Source organism: Desulfosporosinus orientis DSM 765 (assembly GCF_000235605.1).
GTDB classification, from domain to species: Bacteria; Bacillota; Desulfitobacteriia; order Desulfitobacteriales; family Desulfitobacteriaceae; genus Desulfosporosinus; species Desulfosporosinus orientis.
In genome coordinates, this window is sequence record NC_016584.1 from 5,385,694 (window position 1) to 5,403,018 (window position 17,325).

General features: G+C 47.5%; 13 protein-coding genes. 1 reads left to right on the forward strand and 12 read right to left on the reverse strand.

Going from position 1 to position 17,325, the window contains the following annotated elements:
* Nucleotides 1–203: 203 nt before the first annotated feature.
* The 5 genes from DESOR_RS24975 to DESOR_RS24995 form a co-directional block, all read right to left on the reverse strand.
* Nucleotides 204–1,208 carry an NAD-dependent epimerase/dehydratase family protein gene (locus tag DESOR_RS24975; protein WP_014187382.1) on the reverse strand — a complete coding sequence of 335 codons (1,005 nt, stop codon included), beginning with the start codon at nucleotides 1,206–1,208 and terminating at the stop codon, nucleotides 204–206.
* Between the two features lie 197 nt (nucleotides 1,209–1,405).
* Nucleotides 1,406–2,797, reverse strand: a complete 1,392-nt coding sequence (locus tag DESOR_RS24980) for a sugar transferase (protein ID WP_014187383.1) — start codon at nucleotides 2,795–2,797, stop codon at nucleotides 1,406–1,408.
* A gap of 226 nt (nucleotides 2,798–3,023) precedes the next feature.
* The gene (locus DESOR_RS24985) at nucleotides 3,024–3,812 is read right to left on the reverse strand and encodes a tyrosine-protein phosphatase (protein ID WP_014187384.1); all 789 of its coding nucleotides are present in this window, start codon (nucleotides 3,810–3,812) and stop codon (nucleotides 3,024–3,026) included.
* A 290-nt stretch (nucleotides 3,813–4,102) separates the two neighbouring features.
* A complete protein-coding gene (locus DESOR_RS24990) occupies nucleotides 4,103–4,807 on the reverse strand; it encodes a CpsD/CapB family tyrosine-protein kinase (protein ID WP_014187385.1) in 705 nt (234 codons plus the stop codon).
* 15 nt (nucleotides 4,808–4,822) lie between these two features.
* Nucleotides 4,823–5,521, reverse strand: coding sequence for a YveK family protein (locus DESOR_RS24995; protein WP_014187386.1), 699 nt, complete (start codon nucleotides 5,519–5,521; stop codon nucleotides 4,823–4,825).
* Nucleotides 5,522–5,738: 217 nt separating this feature from the next.
* Between DESOR_RS24995 and DESOR_RS25000 the strand changes: the two genes are divergently transcribed.
* A complete protein-coding gene (locus DESOR_RS25000; protein ID WP_014187387.1) occupies nucleotides 5,739–6,533 on the forward strand; it encodes an SGNH/GDSL hydrolase family protein in 795 nt (264 codons plus the stop codon).
* Between the two features lie 107 nt (nucleotides 6,534–6,640).
* On the opposite strand, the gene DESOR_RS25005 is transcribed toward DESOR_RS25000, so the two are convergent.
* From DESOR_RS25005 to rodA, 7 genes are all read right to left on the reverse strand, one after another.
* Entirely contained in the window at nucleotides 6,641–9,295 is a 2,655-nt protein-coding gene (locus DESOR_RS25005) for a cell wall-binding repeat-containing protein (RefSeq protein ID WP_014187388.1), read from the reverse strand.
* 511 nt (nucleotides 9,296–9,806) lie between these two features.
* Nucleotides 9,807–11,090: an Rne/Rng family ribonuclease gene (locus DESOR_RS25010; protein WP_014187389.1), complete on the reverse strand. Its 1,284-nt coding sequence runs from the start codon at nucleotides 11,088–11,090 to the stop codon at nucleotides 9,807–9,809.
* 336 nt (nucleotides 11,091–11,426) lie between these two features.
* On the reverse strand, nucleotides 11,427–12,131 hold the full coding sequence (locus DESOR_RS25015) for a TIGR03936 family radical SAM-associated protein (protein WP_014187390.1): 705 nt from the start codon (nucleotides 12,129–12,131) through the stop codon (nucleotides 11,427–11,429).
* Entirely contained in the window at nucleotides 12,128–13,984 is a 1,857-nt protein-coding gene (locus tag DESOR_RS25020) for a TIGR03960 family B12-binding radical SAM protein (protein WP_014187391.1), read from the reverse strand. Before DESOR_RS25020 ends, DESOR_RS25015 begins: the two co-directional genes overlap by 4 nt.
* A gap of 106 nt (nucleotides 13,985–14,090) precedes the next feature.
* On the reverse strand, nucleotides 14,091–14,975 hold the full coding sequence (locus tag DESOR_RS25025) for a M50 family metallopeptidase (RefSeq protein ID WP_014187392.1): 885 nt from the start codon (nucleotides 14,973–14,975) through the stop codon (nucleotides 14,091–14,093).
* A gap of 42 nt (nucleotides 14,976–15,017) precedes the next feature.
* Entirely contained in the window at nucleotides 15,018–15,785 is a 768-nt protein-coding gene (locus tag DESOR_RS25030; protein WP_014187393.1) for a murein hydrolase activator EnvC family protein, read from the reverse strand.
* A 322-nt stretch (nucleotides 15,786–16,107) separates the two neighbouring features.
* The gene (rodA, locus tag DESOR_RS25035) at nucleotides 16,108–17,268 is read right to left on the reverse strand and encodes a rod shape-determining protein RodA (RefSeq protein WP_014187394.1); all 1,161 of its coding nucleotides are present in this window, start codon (nucleotides 17,266–17,268) and stop codon (nucleotides 16,108–16,110) included.
* Nucleotides 17,269–17,325 lie beyond the last annotated feature (57 nt).

Here is a 17,325-nt window from a genome sequence, read left to right on the forward strand (position 1 = left end):
TCTGTATCGAAGAATCCCAGCAATATATTGTGGTGTTACGCATATATGAATATTTGCCTACAGAAATCTTTGGGCACTTACTGCCTACCCAAGTTATGCTACAACCCTCGAACTTTGGGTAGCTCATATGCTTTATAAAATACTTTATTTTTGCTAGCATACGCGACCTCCATTTGTTAGGGCCATTGAGTATTACTATGTCCTTACTCTAACTTTTCTCTCCCACAATCTTCAAACCAGTCTAACAGAGCTTCATCCAAGCTATACTTTAACTTATAACCACTCGCAGCAAGCTTTTTTCCGCTAATATTGGTGCTAACCTCAAGTTTCTTCACCCTTGCCGGATGAAGACCGAGTTTCTTTCCACCAAACGGATATAAAACCACCGAGGCAATCATTAAGATCCAACTGGGTATTACGAGCGTTTTCCTCTTAAGCCCTGTAGCTTTCTTTATGGCTTCACATGATTGTTTAACAGTAAAAGCCGGTTCGTAAGTGCAGTTGTATAAACCTACTCCAGTGAAATCATTGTCAATCATTCTGTATTTGATGAACTCAGCAAGCTCTTTCACATAGATTGATGCTTTGATCGTGTCTGTCCTGCCTGCGTAGAAGAAGTATCTGTTCTTTATACCTTTGTACATTCTCGTGAAATTACCATGCTCGCCTTTGCCGAAAACCACACCGGGACGTACTATGGTGAGGCACCTTGATTCGTCTTTCGCTTGCCATATAGCGTGAATTTTCTCTGCTACAAGTTTGCTTATTCCGTAGGCAGTGTTCGGTGTAGGGAGTGTATCCTCGCACTTCAATTCCTCTGCCGCTCCATAAGGGGCGATACTACTCGTGAAAAGTATTCTCTTGATTCCGTTTCTATCTGCAAACGCCGTAACATTCTCCGCACCTTTGATATTGGTTTCAAAATATGCATAATCAGGATGTCCCGGAGTTCTATGTACTGCTGCGAGATTAAATATAATATCTTTTTCGGTGGAATTGAAATTAAACTCTATCGGCTGGCGCACATCTAAGCGTACATAAATAACGCCCTCGAATTTCTCTACTATCCCCGGAACAACACCCTCTTCTCCGGGCATTACGATATCAAGAGCGTAAATTTTATCTTCCGGCTTCAAACTGGAAGTCTTTATTAAATTGATTAAGTTAGTTCCAATAAAGCCTGTCCCACCGAATAGTATATAGTTCATATCCCTTTATTCACCTCTGCTCCTGCTAATCGCCATGTTACAAAAATTAACTGATCACTACCCCGCCAACCACGGACTTCGCTCTTTGTCTCATCAGAATACTCAACAAAGCAAAAGCCCGGCTTGGCATTGACTGCTGAAGTGATAGTAGACAAAAGAGCGATGTTGAGACAGACGAGGCGAGCGAGTGGTTCCGGCTAACTCGCCCCCTTCCTCCCCAACACCACCGGCACAGTCTTCGCCAAAATCGCCACATCCATCCACAACGACCACCGCTCCACATACTCAGCATCCATTTCCATCCACTTTTCAAAGTCCACATCATTCCTGCCGCTAATCTGCCAGATACACGTAATCCCTGGCTTCACTGATAAGCGCTTTCGATGCTTAGGATCATACAGATTAACCTCACTCGGCAAAGGAGGCCTCGGCCCAACTAAACTCATATCACCCATCAGTACATTCCACAACTGTGGTAATTCATCCAAGCTAGTTTTTCTTAAAATCCTTCCGATAGTAGTCACCCGTGGATCATTTGAGATTTTAAACACAGGCCCACTCATCTCATTTAGATGTGCTAACTTTGCCTTAAGTTCTTCCGCATTAACAACCATCGATCTAAACTTATACATGTTAAAAATCCGCCCATTTAAACCGACCCGTTCTTGAGCAAAAATAACCGGCCCGTCTGAGGATACCTTAATGACGATCGCAATAGCTAACAATATTGGACTGATAACGATAAGCCCAGCACCCGTTACAACAATATCCATAACCCTCTTGGCCAGTTCATGTCCTGGAAGTCTCGGACGACTATCATAAGCTACCATCGGCAATCCATCGAAATCGACGGGTCTGCTTCTAGTCACTTTAGCAACCACATCATCCAATAAAATCGTTACTGTTTTCCCCATAAGATCCAGTAATTCAAGACAATCCTTCACTCTTTCATCGGATAAAGGTGCCGTCACAACGGTTAAATCAACTATTTTCATACTCATTACGGCATGCAAATTTGAATAATCACCCAAATAAGGTATTTCCAGGCCATTACGTTCTGGAGCTAAATAGCCAACTATCTCATAACCTAACTGCGGATTTTTTTTGATTTTTTCTAAGTAAGAGTGAGCAGCTTGACCGCTGCCAAGGATTAGTACATAACGTATATTTCTTCCTATCGAGCGCCATGCTTGTAACACCAGCCGTACAATTAAGTGGACGCCTAATGTAAGACACAGCGCTATAAATTCGAAGTAAAACACAAATCGGTTATGTATAAGCGTGGGTTGGTACAAGGTTACAGCCGTAATAGTTATAGCAAAAGTAGCTAAATGAGCTATGATTAGCTGCCTTGCTTCTAGAACCGCTGAAATAAACCGTCTAGAACGATAAACGTGATTAACGTTAGAGCTAATAATCCAACATATGATATAGACTAAAAAGATGAGAAAGTACTGTTCCCAAACCCTGCCAGCCATAGCGTGTTTATATCGATAAATCTCAACTGTAAAGAAAAAACCTAAGCTCAAAACAGCGAGATCAACAATCTGTGAAATGTCATCTAATACTGAGCTGTACTCTCTTAACACTTTCTCTCCCCCTCTTGGAGATAATCATCTGCCTTTTTGAGAGACTTATAGGCCTAAAGTCCTAGGACCATTAGGTCCCCAAAAGTAACCCCATATATTTCTATAAAAGGAAAGTGATATCCTTCACACAATGATCCCATAATTCTTCAATAATAGGCACAATTCGGAAAATTTTCGCCATATTACGATATAATACGATGTAAATTCTTCCAAATATCCTTCAAACTCAAAAAAATTCCCAAAATCTTCTCTTTTTCTTCCTTTTCAATGTGTGAAGGGTATACTCTCTTTTCTCCGGCAGGGCTCTCCCCGCCAAAATTGCCTGGGGGTTATTTATTGTGATTTCCCGGATTCCATCGTCCTCTGTCATCTCTTTAGTGCTTCTAAGGGCCTTGAGGTAATCCGTATCCTCTTGAGAAGGCCGGTGGGCATCAGAACCGACAAAGTGAATGAGCTTACTCCTGATCATTCTTTCAGCCAGCTCCTGAACCTGAGGTCCATACCTCCCGCTCAGACTTCTGAGATTTAGCTGAAAAAGGACCCCCTTATTAGCCCATTCCACTAAGTACTCCGGCCTGTCGATCAATCCCCTATTCCGCTCCGGGTGGGCGAGGATGGGAGTCAGGCCCTGGACTTGTAAGTCAAAGAAGACTTGTTCGGTGTAATGAGGAATTTCCAGCATGGGCAGCTCCATGAGAAGATACTTACCCGTATTACCCAAGGTTAAGAGCTTACCCTGGTGGGCCCATTTCCCCAGATCCGGGAAAATATAGTTTTCCGCACCGGGTAAAATCTCTACTGGAATTTCTGCCTCAGCCACATTTTTGCGCAGCTCAGCCACCGCCGCAAGGATCTTCTCCGGACTTAGGAAGTCGCTTCCTTCCATAACATGCGGAGTGGCTATAAGTGTTTTGAATCCGGATTGGTGCAATTGACGGGCCATCTCCAGGGAATCTTCTATTATCTTTGCTCCATCATCCAGTCCGGGGAGAATATGGCTGTGTATATCGATCATCTGAACTCTCCTAACTTAAGATAATTTTAGCAAAGTAAAGTAACAAATTTTCGTTCTTATGTTACAAAATCGTAAAAATACCTAAAATTATCTATTTTATGTATTACTGGGAAACTTCCTGCTTTTGTATTAATTTTCCTGCCTAGAATTTTATTATATATTAATTAAATTTTAAATCACCCAAACGGGTGATTTATTGCAAAATATAGTTTTTATGCCTATAAAAGGCAAAAACAACTTCCGCTCAAAAAGGTGAGAAGTTGTTTTTAATTCACCTGGCTTTAATTAAGCTATGAACGATTCTTACGAGTCCTTTTCTTCTTAGGATCATCGCTGCCATGGTAGTAATAGTAATAATAGTATTCACTGGTTTTCAGGTCAGCTTTATTGATAACAGCCCCAAGTATCTTGGCCCCTACCTTATCCAGCTGATCCTTGGCCCGTTGGGCATATTCTTTGTTGACTTCCCCTGAAGCTAAGACCAAGATGACTCCATCTACTTCCTGAGCAAGAACCGCGGCATCTGTCACAGCAATGATAGGTGGCGTATCGATAAGGACCACATCATAGAGTTCACTGACTTCCTCAATCAGACGCTTCATCCGCTGGGAGCCGACGAGCTCAGCCGGATTGGGAGGAATGGGACCTCCCGTAAGGACTTTAACCCTGGGTACCGCTGTTTCCCTAATAAAGTCTTTATCCTGATCATCTTGAACCAGAAAGTTTGAGAGTCCCTCAAAATTCTCCAGCTCAAATAGTTTGTGTTGGGTTGGGTTACGCAAATCAGCGTCTATCACTAAAACAGATTTTCCGGATTGAGCCATACTCACAGCCAGGTTCGCGACGGTGGTGGATTTCCCTTCCCGGGGACCTGAGCTTGTGACCATGATTCTTTTGGTCTTAGTATCTATACTGGTAAACTGTACATTCGTCCGAAGCGTCCGGTAGGCTTCGGAGATGGGGGATTTCGTTTGTTCGTGCGTTATTAATGTCAAGTAAACCTTCTCCTCTTAAACTCGTTTTCCTGCTTCATAGGTTGGAATAACACCTAGTACGGGGATCCCCAGCACACTCTCAACATCGTCAGAAGTTTTTATTGTATTATCCAAATACTCCAGCAAGATGACTAAACCTACTGAGACCATCAAACCCACTGCAAAGGCAATGAGAATGTTTAACTTTTTATTGGGCTTCACCGGTTCATCCGGCACTACAGCTGTATCGACGATACTGACACTGTCAACTTTTTTAATTTCTATAACTGCTTTCGAGAACTCTGAAGCCATGGTATTGGCAATAGCTGTGGCCAGCTGCGGGTCGGTATTTAAAACTTGGATTTCCAGGATTTCTGTTGTTTTCACAGGGTTAATGGTGATTAACTTGTCCAGTTCGCTGACTGTCAGGGACAAATCCAAGTCGTCAATCACACTTTGTTCAACGGTGCGGCTTTGGGCAATGGCTGCATAAGTTTTGGCCAGCTGCTGATTCGCCAGAAGGACATTATTGTCCAGCATTTGTACGGCGGCTTGACCTTCCTCGGAAGCTTTTTTTCCTACGATTAAAGTGGTGGAAGCCTGATACACGGGCTTTATGATAAAGTAACTGATGATTCCACTGGTCAGAGCTGCAATAAGCGGCAGAACAACAACTATAATCCAACGTTTGCGAAGTATTTCCCAATACTGGCGTAAGTCTATTTCTTCTTCCATGTCGACCTCCAAATCAGCACAATTTACTCAGTGACCCTATAGTTATTCTAGATGATTTTCATTTTTCCTTCCCTAAAATGAAAATCATTGCCAATCCTTTTATAATCTTGAAAAATATTTATATTTTTTCTTTTAGAGGAAGGAAAACCCACACCAGAATGTCGAAGATTCTTAAGTCTATGGGAAAATTATCTCGACTTAGGAGGAAATGGATTCAATGCTGCGCAATGCTAAACTGGATTTATATATTATCTTAGCTGCCCTGATCATTGCAGCCTCAATTATAGGGGCATTCTGGGTAATGAATCACGGAAAGACGACCGACGTAACATTCAAACAACCCTCTCCCGCCACTACCGCCGGTCCGACAGCTGAGGCTGAGCCCTCAGAATCCGCCTCCGCAAAATCCCTTCCCGGTCCCGGTGAAGAAGAGCTCACAACCATCAGAATTCTTGTCCTGGGGGATGCTGTGGCCGCAAGTCAAGGTGCCTCCCAAAAGGATGAAACCGGCTGGCATGCCTTAGTTTCCCGGGAGCTTCAAGGCAAGTACCCTCTGAATTTCCAGTGGGATTTTAAAACCACGGAACAGGCCACGATTAATAATGCCTTAACCTGCGTTTCTGACGTGACAGCAGAGACGAATCTGATTATTCTCTGCCTGGGCAGAAATGACTGGACTGTACTTACTCCCAAGGAATTCAAGGAGAAGTACGAGGAGCTGCTCATGACCCTTAAGGACAAAAATCCCAGCGCCGGTATTTTCTTAATAGCCGAACCGCCTGTCAAAAACATAAAAAGCAATAATAGGTTTTTTCCCTACCGGCAGGCTATTTTAGATCTGGGAAAAAACCAGCAGCTTCCTGTCCTGGACCTGTGGTCTGCTTTCATCCAGGACCCTGCTCCCCTGACCGATTTATTGGCAGACGGGGTTAATCCTAATGATCAAGGGTATAGAATTTTCGCGTCTGAGGTATTAAAAGGCTTCGATGGGGTTTTGTGGGGTAAGTATTAAAGGCTAAGTTTTAATTTTGAATCAGGTAAGGAGCCGTCTGCTAAAGCATTCGGCTCCCTTATATTTCCCAAGGCAAAAGACGTTTCTGTGGATTATCTCACTTGAGCTTACTTAAATTCAATTGTCCATATATTTGAGTTTTGATCTTTAAATTGGATCTCTTCGCCTTTAAGATCACCCAGAGTTGCGATGCTCCAAGACATCCCCAGCATAGTGCCGATGGCAGTTCTGATGTCCCCTCTCCCCTCTTCGGAGCTGGGGCTTATCCAGGTGCTGCTTCCGGCTTTAACATAGGTTGGGAGAACTCCTATCGAACTAGTGAGCAGGTCCTTGATTCCTATACTGCTTAACAGGGTATCACTGGCTTTGATGTTGGCGGTTATGGTGCGGGTAGTGTTATTAATGGACATGGTGGCCCATTCGTTATTCAGGTTCCCCGAAGAGGTCCCCAGGTTAAGTGTCAAGCTGACATCGCTGGAGTCATACCCGGATTTGGAGAGCGTGCCGTTGAGCGTCACGTAGGAACCAAACAATGACCGCAATGAGCCTATGCTGACATCTCCGCCGCTGATCGTACCGCCAAAAAGGTCAGACATAGTTATGGTGCCGTTTAAGGAGAAGGATTTGTTGCTGAAACTAACCGTCCCTAAGAAAGGTGAAACGAGGCTGTTGAGCTGTAAGGTACAGCCTGATGGATCAGCATTAATTTGAATGCCGGTAATTCTTTGATCAGAATCAGTAATACCGCTCAAATTCGCTGTTTTGCTTGTTCCATTGACCGTAACAGCAGGTATCACACTGGCAGAACCGTTCTTGATAGTAAAATCCGAAATTTTGGTCGAGGTTGTTGTTCCGCTATTATCCCCACCATTATTTCCGCCATTATTTCCGCCTGAACTCCCGCCGGAGCTTCCGCCGGAGCTTCCGCCTGAGCTCCCGCCCGTTGAAGGAGGCGCGCTGGGCGTATTCGTCGTTTCCTTGCCGTTAACTTGTCCGCCGCCGCTGACCACTGTACCCGTTGACCCGGATTGCAAACTGCCGATACTTGAAGACTTGGGAATCGTAATATCGGCAGCAGCAGTGGTTTTCATGCTTTCAACAACGGTGTTCTCTGCCAAAGCCAGTTTTCCCTGGGATTGTACTTCTACATTTTTAAAGTTACCTTCTAAAGTCACCTTTTGTTCCTGGGCTTGGGTGTTAACCACAACGGATGGAACAACTGCTTCGGCCGCAGCTTTTAAAGTAACCTGACTTTCCACAACGACGGGCTCAGTAAAGGTTCCTCTTAGCTCCACTACAGGATCTTGTCCCGGTGTACTTGTAATAGTAACTGTTCCCATGACAGCACCATTAGCATCCAGGATGGCAAAGCTGCGAACAACGGTATTCCCGATGGTTGTACTCTCTGCAGCCTCAACATGCACGTTGCTGTCGCTGTCGACTGTGAGAACCCCTGCGGTGGTATTTTTGATATGGATACTGTCAGATGCCCCGGAGAGGACAACAATATTGGCAGCAGTAACGCCATCTAAAGTAGCTGTTCCTTGTTCCCCCGGGTCTATGAAGACGGTCCCTTTGACGGTCAGGTTGTTCAGGGTGATATTATCGCCTTTAATATAAACGCTGTAATCGGCCTTAGCGTTTTGCAGCGTGATGTTATCCCCTGTAAGAATAACGTTATCCTTATATTCCGTCAGAGTATCGGCGTCGGTTGAGCCGACCTTTTCATCATCGGTGGAGTATATATCAGCAGAGGTCAGGACATTCATCCCGGCAGTGGGGACTACAGCTTCCCCTCCTACTGCAACCATATCGTTTGTGGACATACTCAGTTTAACAAATTCTATGGTGGTGTTGTCCAGCTGCCGGTTGACCAGCACAACAGGAGATCCTGTTGAAGCAGCCAGGGGCACAACTGCCAAGGCATCGACCAAGGTCTCGCCATTAGCTACATAGACTTTTTTGTTTTTATACTGCTTGGCAAAACCCTTAAGGATTTGGACATTGGTATCATATTTGGAAAGACCTGAGTACCTTTTTACGCTGCCTTTTAATTGGCCCTGGACAGCATCTGAGACAACTGCGGTGCCCCCAACGACGTAGGATTCCTTGATTTTATTGCCAAGGCCGTCCAGATAGGTTTTAACGGAGCCGGGCAGCTGTCCTTGAGTCGTCGTCAGGATCGGCATTCCCTGAGCTGCGGCGATAGGCGCTACCGAGAGAGCATCCGACGGGCTTAGGCCGCCCGGAGCAATTACAACCTTCGAGAAGTCTGCTCCTTGGTTAACCATTTCTTTAGCTATGTTTACAGAGGTTTCGTATTGGTCATACCCGCCCAACTGAACCAAGGTTATACCCATAGCACTGATTTCATCGAGAACGGATTGTTTAATCACAGCAGTACCGCTGGTGATAAATACTTTCTTAGGTTTCAGCCGCAGCAATTCCGCTTTAGCTGATGGATTTAAGGTTTGGCCGTTGTCCGTCAACAAAATGGGGGCCTTCAATTCCGCCGCCAATGGCCCTGCAGCCAGGGCGTCCACGAGAGAGTAGCTCATTCCGGCAGAAAGAACGACATTGTCACTGGTTCCTGTCCAACCTTTTTGAGCCATCAGAGCTGCGGTGGAATATTGGTCATATCCGCCAATTCGGGTAACTGTACCAGGTGTTGCTGCATTGGCAGCAACCGGTGCAATGGTTGCAGATAAAGCTACAGCTACTGCCATGCAGCCATTCAGCACTTTTTGTTTGGTTCTTTTCATTAATTTACCTCCTCTTTTAATTGAACCTTAGTCTGTTTGAAATACTTAAACTATTGGTGCGGAACTATTTTATTTAAAACTAAATAATAAACCAATTTAGGAAAATTGTTCCTCACCTGTAAAAAGTTATTTCATTTACTTCGCTATTCCCCTAGATAATCCTGCAAGGAATATCATTATATTCCTATTATTTTCATTTTTGGATAACCTTTTTAGGCAAAAAAGAGGCCGCTGCTAAGGAATTAAGTTCCTTTGCAACGGCCCCTTGGTTTATCTTTATACAGTATGAGTAACAAGAAATACTACACCAATAACAACGATTGCCAAAAGAATTGCTCCAAGAATAATGTAGTAATTCTGTTTCTTACGATTAAGCTTATGCCAAGGTAAAACCACGAATAGCTGCCCCTTTCTGTAAAACGACTTGCATTGATACTATATTGCAGATTACGACAACTATCAAGGTTTAGTCCTATAATTTTATTATCTCCTTTTGGTTTTAAGTAATTTCTTATACCCAGCCTGTCCCATCACAGTTAGGACAGGGGGATGTATAACGTACCGCCAAGGTCTGACCGACTTTTTTACGGGTCATCTCCACAAGCCCCAGCTGAGTCAGCCCTAAAACCTGGGATTTCGTCTTATCTCTGGAGCAGACTGTCTCAAGCGCTTCAAGGACCTGTTTTTGGGCTTCTTCAGTTACCATATCAATAAAGTCGATAACGATGATCCCGCCCAGGTTTCTCAGTCTGAGCTGGCGGGCGATTTCCTCCGCCGCCTCCAGGTTGGTATGAACCACCGTCTCCTCTAAAGAACGCTGGCCCACATATTTTCCCGTATTCACATCAATAACGATCAAAGCCTCGGTCTGCTGGATGACCAGATAACCGCCGCTTTTCAGCCAAACTTTGGAACGCAGGCCCTTGCGGATTTCGGCGTCAACCCCGTACTTGGCGAAGAGATCTGCCCCGCTGATGACATAGATCTGTTTAGCTGCGGGATGCTCGATTTCCTGAAGGGCTTTACGCAGGATTTGGCTTATGTCGTCATTGTCAACGGTAATCTTCTCCACATCCTGGTCAATCCAGTCCCGGATCAGGCGGGAAACGAGATCCACATCCCTGTGCACGAGCCCCGGCACGGACACATGAGGAATTTTCGGTACTAAGCTCTGCCAAAAAGCCGCCAACCGGGCTATGTCCTGAGCTATTTCCTCCCCATCAATCCCTTCGGCCAGGGTGCGTACAATCACTCCCATGCCCTCCGGCTTGGAGGCCGCCGCCAAATTACGAAGCCTTTCCCGTTCATCATTGTCTTCAATCTTGCGGGATATCCCCACATAACTCACCTGAGGCAGCAGGACGACATACCGTCCGGGAAGAGTTAAATTCACACTAATCCGAGCCCCCTTGGTGCCGACGGGTTCTTTAGTGATTTGTACCAGCAGCTCCTGGCGGGGTTTAAGGATATTCTCGATTCGCTCCTGAATCACCGGGGATGGTTTATCCTCCTCGTCATAGTTAGCCGGCAGGGCATCAGCCACGTATAAAAACCCGTTCTTCTCCAAGCCGATATCGACAAAGGCCGCCTGCATGCCGGGAAGAACATTTTCCACTCTGCCCCGGTAGATATTTCCCACCATATGGGACGAGTTCTCTTCTTCCTCAAACACTTCCATCAGCTGGCCCTGCTCAAAAACCGCAGCCCGGATCTTCTGGGACTGGCTTGACTTGCCCCAGTTCTGGCTTTGCAGCACGATTTCCTTGCGGCGTGGTTTAGGGGTTGGGATTGGCATACTTAACACCTCCTTGTGTTACAACGCTCATCTCATGATGTGCGTGGGCCAAACTAGGGCCTCCTGAGCCAGGGTCACGATTACACGGCGAGAAACCTATGCCTTCGCCGCAGCCAAACTCGGCTTTAATCCGCTTGCATCATGCAGGGCGGGAAACAGGGACGTTTCCCGCCGGCCATGCGACACGGAAGTCGCATTGGCCGAAACACAGTGTGTTTCGCCCTGCGCTTCCATAACGGATTAAAGCCCTAGTTTGGCGCGGCGAAGGCAGGGTTGAACAAGTGTAATCGTGACCCTCCTCCCACTGAGGCCAACGGTTGGTCCAATGATTGGGCATCACGCCATCTCCAAAGGCGACCTCTTCCCGCCCTCATAGCTGACATGAACCCCGGTCCGTATCACATGAAGCCCTTCTATATCTATGGGCAGATTCTCCAGCTCCCTGAGACTGGCCAGGACTTCTTCCGGGCGAACGCTTCCGGAGTTGCCCATCTCCACTTCTAAGTCAAAGATCACGTTATCCCCCTGGATTTTGCCTTCCAGCTGTTTAACCCAGGGTCTGATATCCTTATCCGTGGGTCCTCTCTTGGAATAACGGGAATAGGTTACATGATCCCGCTTCAGCCAAGCCTTCACCGCTTCCTCCAGCCGTTCTGCCTGGATAGGCAAAGCCATAGGTATACGGATGCGGTAGCTGGCGGCATTGAGCACCGCCATCAGGGATTTGGCTCCCTGGTCCAGTGCCCGGCCTTGCAGCAGGCGTATTCCCGGCGGTAATTGTTCCTGAAGCCGGGCTAATACTTCGCCGATGTCCGCGTCATCCCGCAGCTCCACATCCACGTACTCCCGCTCACCTTCCGTCCCCACCGCTAAAGCAAAACCGAAGGAGATTTTAGGCCGGGGGTTAAACCCTTCCGAATAAGACATATGGATACCGGCTCTGCGAATTGCACGTTCAAAGACTCTGGTTAAGTCCAGGTGTGCGATATACCTGGCATCTTCAATTTTCGTATAGGCGATCCTCAGACGCATGGCACTCACCCTTTCAACTCAATCTGAACCCCTCTGCCCGGGCAAACTCCGCACCCGGTACAATTTTCATAGCGACAGTCATAGGTCCGGGCTTCCTGTAAGGCCCGGTGATGTTCTTCGATAAGGAACTCTTTAGTGACACCGCTCTCCAGGTGTTCCCAGGGCAGGATGTCATCATAATCCATGGCCCGGTTGGCATAGAAGTGCGGGTCGATTCCCAACTCTTGGAACCCTTCCATCCAGACATCATACTGGAACTCTTCAGACCAGCCATCAAATTTACAGCCGTGTTTAACCGCCCATTCCAGGAGAGGAGCCAGTCTGCGGTCCCCCTTGGCAAAGACAGCTTCCAAATAACTGGTTGTCATATCATGGTAGTTATATTTAATACGGCGGTCCCGTAATTTCTCTCTCAGATGCTTCTGCTTCAGTTCCACAGACGCTCCTGCTTCCTGGGGTTCCCATTGGAAAGGCGTGTGGCTCTTGGGAACAAAAACACTGGTGGAGACTGTCACGGTAATATTGCGGCGGCCCAGCTGGGTGCCCAGATTGGCAACCTTTTTGGCCAGATCCGCAATGCCGTCAATATCTTCCTGGGTTTCCGTGGGCAGACCGATCATAAAATAAAGCTTAATGGTGGACCAGCCCTTCTTAAAGGCTGCTTCTGCCGCATCCAAGAGATTCTTCTCTTCTACCCCTTTGTTAATCACATTCCGCAAGCGCTGGGAACCGGCTTCCGGAGCAAAGGTTAAGCCGGATTTCCGGGCTTTCTGCACCGTCTCTGCCAGACCTACATCGAAGGAGTCCACCCGCAGGGAGGGCAAGGATACCCCTACTCCCTCGCCGCTGTGTTTTTCCAAAATCTCCAGAATCACCGGCTGAATACAGGAGTAATCCCCGCTGGAGAGAGACGTCAGGGCGATTTGATCGTAACCCGTGGAACGCACCAGCTCCTCCGTCTGCTTGAGGAGGGTTTCCGGAGAACGTTCCCGAACCGGCCGGTAAATCATGCCCGCCTGGCAAAAGCGGCAGCCCCTGGAACAGCCCCGCATGACTTCCAGCATCATGCGGTCATGGACGATTTCCATATAGGGTACGATAGGCTTGGTAGGATAAAAAGCCTGGTCCATATCCGCCACCAGTCCCTTTTCCACCGCCTTAGGAACGCCTGCTTCAGCCTCGATCTTTTCTATGCGGCCATCGTCCTTATAGGTGACATGGTAGAATTCCGGCACATAAACCCCTTGAACCTGGGCAACTCTCTGCAAAAATTCCCGCCGGGAAACCGGGTTTTTCTTTTGCTCCCCGATAAGGCGCAAAACCTCGGGCAATTGTTCTTCACTCTCGCCGATGAGGAAAAAGTCGATAAAGCCCACCAGTGGTTCCGGATTATAGGCGCAGGGGCCTCCGGCAATAATCCAGGGGTCTTCCGGTCCCCGCTCATCTGTGCTCAGGGGGATTCCCGCCAGGTCCAGCATGTTGAGAATGTTGGTAAAACTCATTTCATATTGCAGGGTAAATCCCACCACATCAAACGCTTTCAGGGGCTGGAAGGATTCCAGGGTATAAAGGGGGATTTCCCTCTTCCGCATTTCTTCTTCCATATCCACCCATGGGGCAAAAACCCTTTCACAAAGAAACTCCGGGTAGGAATTAACCAGATGATAAAGGATACGTGTTCCTAAGTGAGACATTCCCACTTCGTAAACATCAGGGAAAGCAAAGGCCATCTGAACTTCCGTCTTGTCCCAATCTTTTTTGACCACGTTCCATTCGGATCCAATATATCTGCTGGGCTTTAGAACCTTAGGCAGAAAACGTTCGACCTGCCGGCGAATGTCCGCCGCAGAATAATTACTCATGTTGTCAACGAGGCCTCCTTGTATCTATATTGTGAACTTAAAGTATATCACATATAAGTTAAATTCCCAATATTTGCAGGGATTATCCTCGAAGATTGTTAAGACATCAGGGTTTGCACAGTTTCCCCACGGGAAAACGGATTCCCTCCCGCATCATCCCTTCCACAATATCCGTTTCCGTGAGGATTTTTTCCATTTCCGCCTTGTCGTTGGTCAGGCTGATCATGGCATAGCGGTCGGGGGTAAACTCCTCCACAATCCGCACCAGGGGTGTTTCCTCCTGAACCGTCAGCCAAAGGCTGCGCATCAGTCCCCGCTTCACTAATTCCTCCTTTTTGCGGGTGAGCTGTCTGAGAAAGGTAATACGGGCTGAGGAGATTTCCTTGCTGCCGGCGAACCAGAAAAACCCTCCTAAGATCAGAAAGAACAGCGGTCCCTCCGTAAACCTGCCCCCCACACCCAGAATAATGCCGTAAATGGCTAAGCCAATCCCTAAGGCTCTCCCTGCCCCGGCTAAAAACTTAGTCGTCCGCACAAAGCCAAAGGTTTCGGCAAAAAGGGCCCTCATCACCCGCCCCCCATCCAAGGGCAGGACAGGAATCAGGTTAAAAGCCGCCAGCCAAAGGTTATAGCGCACAAAATCAGCGGCCAGCTCAGCGGTCCAAATCCCGTTCCAGCGCAAAACCTGGGCCGCAAAGAGGAGGGCAATATTAAAGGCCGGACCAGCTAAGGCCATGAGACTCTCTTCGATTTTCCGGCCCTCAAAGAGGCCGTCACAGTAGGCTGCTCCTCCAAAGGGAAAGAGCTCGAGGCCTTCCACTTTAAAGCCGTAGCTTTTAGCTACTAACAAATGGGTCAGTTCATGGCCAACCACTAAAGCAAAGATGAGAAGAGCCTGGGCGGCTAAACCCAGGACTCCGTACAGGAATAAGATGACAAGAAATGTGGGGTGGATGCGGATACTCACCCCGGATATCTTGAAAAGCTCCATTTACCCGCACTCCTTCCAAAATGAGCTCTCTGTTCAATTTCATTAGTTCTTAGCTTCAGGCGGAATGAGATAGGGAATCGGGTTCAAGGGCTGGTTATTCTTGCGCAGTTCAAAATGCAGCCAGGGCTTCTTAAGAGGGGCTGACAGCCCCACCGTGCCAACGGTTTGTCCTCGCTCGATTCTCTGTCCCTTCTCAATTGGTATATCTCCCAGATTAGCCAGGACGGTGGTCCAGCCGTCCCCAAAATCGATTTTCACCAGTTTTCCCAGCTGAGGGTCTTCCCCTACGAATGTCACAACTCCTCTGGCAGGGGACACCACGGAAATTCCCAGGGCACTCCCCACATCCAGGCCCTGGTGAACGGAACCGTCACTTCCCACCTCTCCGAATCCGGCCATCACCGGCCCGGAAATAGGGGGCAAGAACTTGCCTCTCATGGCCAGATCCACGGCCACGCTCTCGTTAGAAACTCCGCCCAAAGACAGGGCTTCCTTGGCCATACCATTAAGGGCCGTGTAATAATTCCCCGAATCCATGGCTCCCCGGTAGATGGCATGGACGGCCCTGGATACCGGGTCCGTATTATTGGCACTGAAAAACACCATTAAGAATAACAGTGCCGCTAACAAGGTTCTCTTCTGTACTCCATTCCAATGATTGAATAAATTTCCCCAGCCTTTTTTCGCGGAGCTGCGATAGCGCCCCTGTGGGTTATATTTAGGAACGGACCGGCCCCGGCCTTGTTCTTTGCCGACTTCATGAATGGCCCGTTCCCATTCCCAGTCATCCCAGCGTTCAAAAGGATTCATCCATTTTCCCCCTTCTCGAAGCCCCCTCAAAGATTGAATAAAGATAAACTATCGAACTTTGCTATAGCTCGTACACCTCCATAAAGCCTATGAAAAAGGAAAAAAAAATAGAACTGTGCTATCAGTTCTATTTATGCAAGAATCCCAAAAGGAGAACCACTCTTCAATCTCTACATCCTTAAAAATAACCCCAAAACCATTCAGAAGAAATTAAAGCCCCAAAGACAGGGCAGCTTCGTCCACAGGAGCGAACCCATTGCATGGAGAGGTGGTAAAAGCCCACAAGACGGCGCGGGGAAGCGAAGCTGCCCGACCCAAGCTGTTAAAACATCAACCGTCGGTGCCTCAAGTTCACACTCAACAAGAGTCCAATGGCCGCCATGTTGGACCACATGGCGCTGCCCCCGGCACTGATCAGGGGAAGGGGAATTCCCGTCACCGGCATAATTCCCGAGGTCATTCCCACGTTAACGAGGATATGGAAGGTAAACATGGAGACAACCCCTGCAGAGACGAGCATTCCGTACATATCCCGGGCCCGCAAAGCGATGTAAATGCTGCGCAGGAGAAAGATCAGAAACAGGAAAAGCAGGGTGATGGTCCCGATAAAACCAAACTCCTCTCCAACCACGGAGAAAATAAAATCCGTATGGTGTTCCGGGAGAAAGTTCAGCTGGCCTTGGGTGCCCATGCGATAACCCTTTCCCCACAAGCCTCCCGAGCCGATGGCCCAAAGGGACTGGAGAATATGCCAGCCGTCCCCAGTCTGGTCGGCAGCCGGGTTCATGAAGATGACTAAGCGATTCAGCTGGTAGTCCTGCAAAGGCAGGGGGAGTCCCTGAGCCCACTGCAGCCAGCCAGGCAGGTTAGTGGAAAAGTGGAGCCAAAGGGCCACTCCAATAACGACCACCCCTCCCAATAAGAGGCCGCCAAATTTCCAGGGGTTGGCCCCGGCTACAAACATCATGCCTACAAATATGGCGGCAAAAACCAGGGTGGTCCCCAGGTCAGGCTGTTTGAAAATTAAAAGCATGGGTACGAGGACAAATAAAAAGGGCGGGATAAAATCTCTGATATTATTAAGCCGCCCTTCTCGCTCCGTTAAAAAGTCGGCAAAGGTTATGATAATAAATATCTTGGCAAACTCTGAGGGCTGAATTCCAATAGTCGGGGTAAAGTATATCCAGCGGGTTGCCCCTTTGGCCGTATCCCCAAAGAAGATAACCGCCAAGAGCAGCAGCAAATTAAAGCCGTAAATCCACCAGCGGAAGTGCTGCCATTTCTGATAGTCGATAACCGCTATCACCACAGCAATCGCAATCCCGGTGATAATCCAGACCGTCTGGGTTTCCACATAGTGCATGGGATCGGATTTTATAACATTAATAGAGGCTGTGCTCAAGATCACGAGACTCGCAGCTAACAATAAAAAGGTAAAGAGAATAAAAAGTAAATCCAGGTTTCTTAATGCTCGTCTATCCACGTGATAAATCCCCTTAGCTTATTTGCTGTATACTTATTTGTTCATTATACCATAGAA

Bases quoted from the DNA above. Each gene is read 5' to 3' on its own strand.
- DESOR_RS24975 (WP_014187382.1), bottom strand. From the start codon at position 1,208: ATGAACTATATACTATTCGGTGGGACAGGCTTTATTGGAACTAACTTA.
- DESOR_RS24985 (WP_014187384.1), bottom strand. From the start codon at position 3,812: ATGATCGATATACACAGCCATATTCTCCCCGGACTGGATGATGGAGCA.
- DESOR_RS24995 (WP_014187386.1), bottom strand. From the start codon at position 5,521: ATGGAAGAAGAAATAGACTTACGCCAGTATTGGGAAATACTTCGCAAA.
- DESOR_RS25000 (WP_014187387.1), top strand. From the start codon at position 5,739: ATGCTGCGCAATGCTAAACTGGATTTATATATTATCTTAGCTGCCCTG.
- DESOR_RS25005 (WP_014187388.1), bottom strand. From the start codon at position 9,295: ATGAAAAGAACCAAACAAAAAGTGCTGAATGGCTGCATGGCAGTAGCT.
- DESOR_RS25010 (WP_014187389.1), bottom strand. From the start codon at position 11,090: ATGCCAATCCCAACCCCTAAACCACGCCGCAAGGAAATCGTGCTGCAA.
- DESOR_RS25020 (WP_014187391.1), bottom strand. From the start codon at position 13,984: ATGAGTAATTATTCTGCGGCGGACATTCGCCGGCAGGTCGAACGTTTT.
- DESOR_RS25025 (WP_014187392.1), bottom strand. From the start codon at position 14,975: ATGGAGCTTTTCAAGATATCCGGGGTGAGTATCCGCATCCACCCCACA.
- DESOR_RS25030 (WP_014187393.1), bottom strand. From the start codon at position 15,785: ATGAATCCTTTTGAACGCTGGGATGACTGGGAATGGGAACGGGCCATT.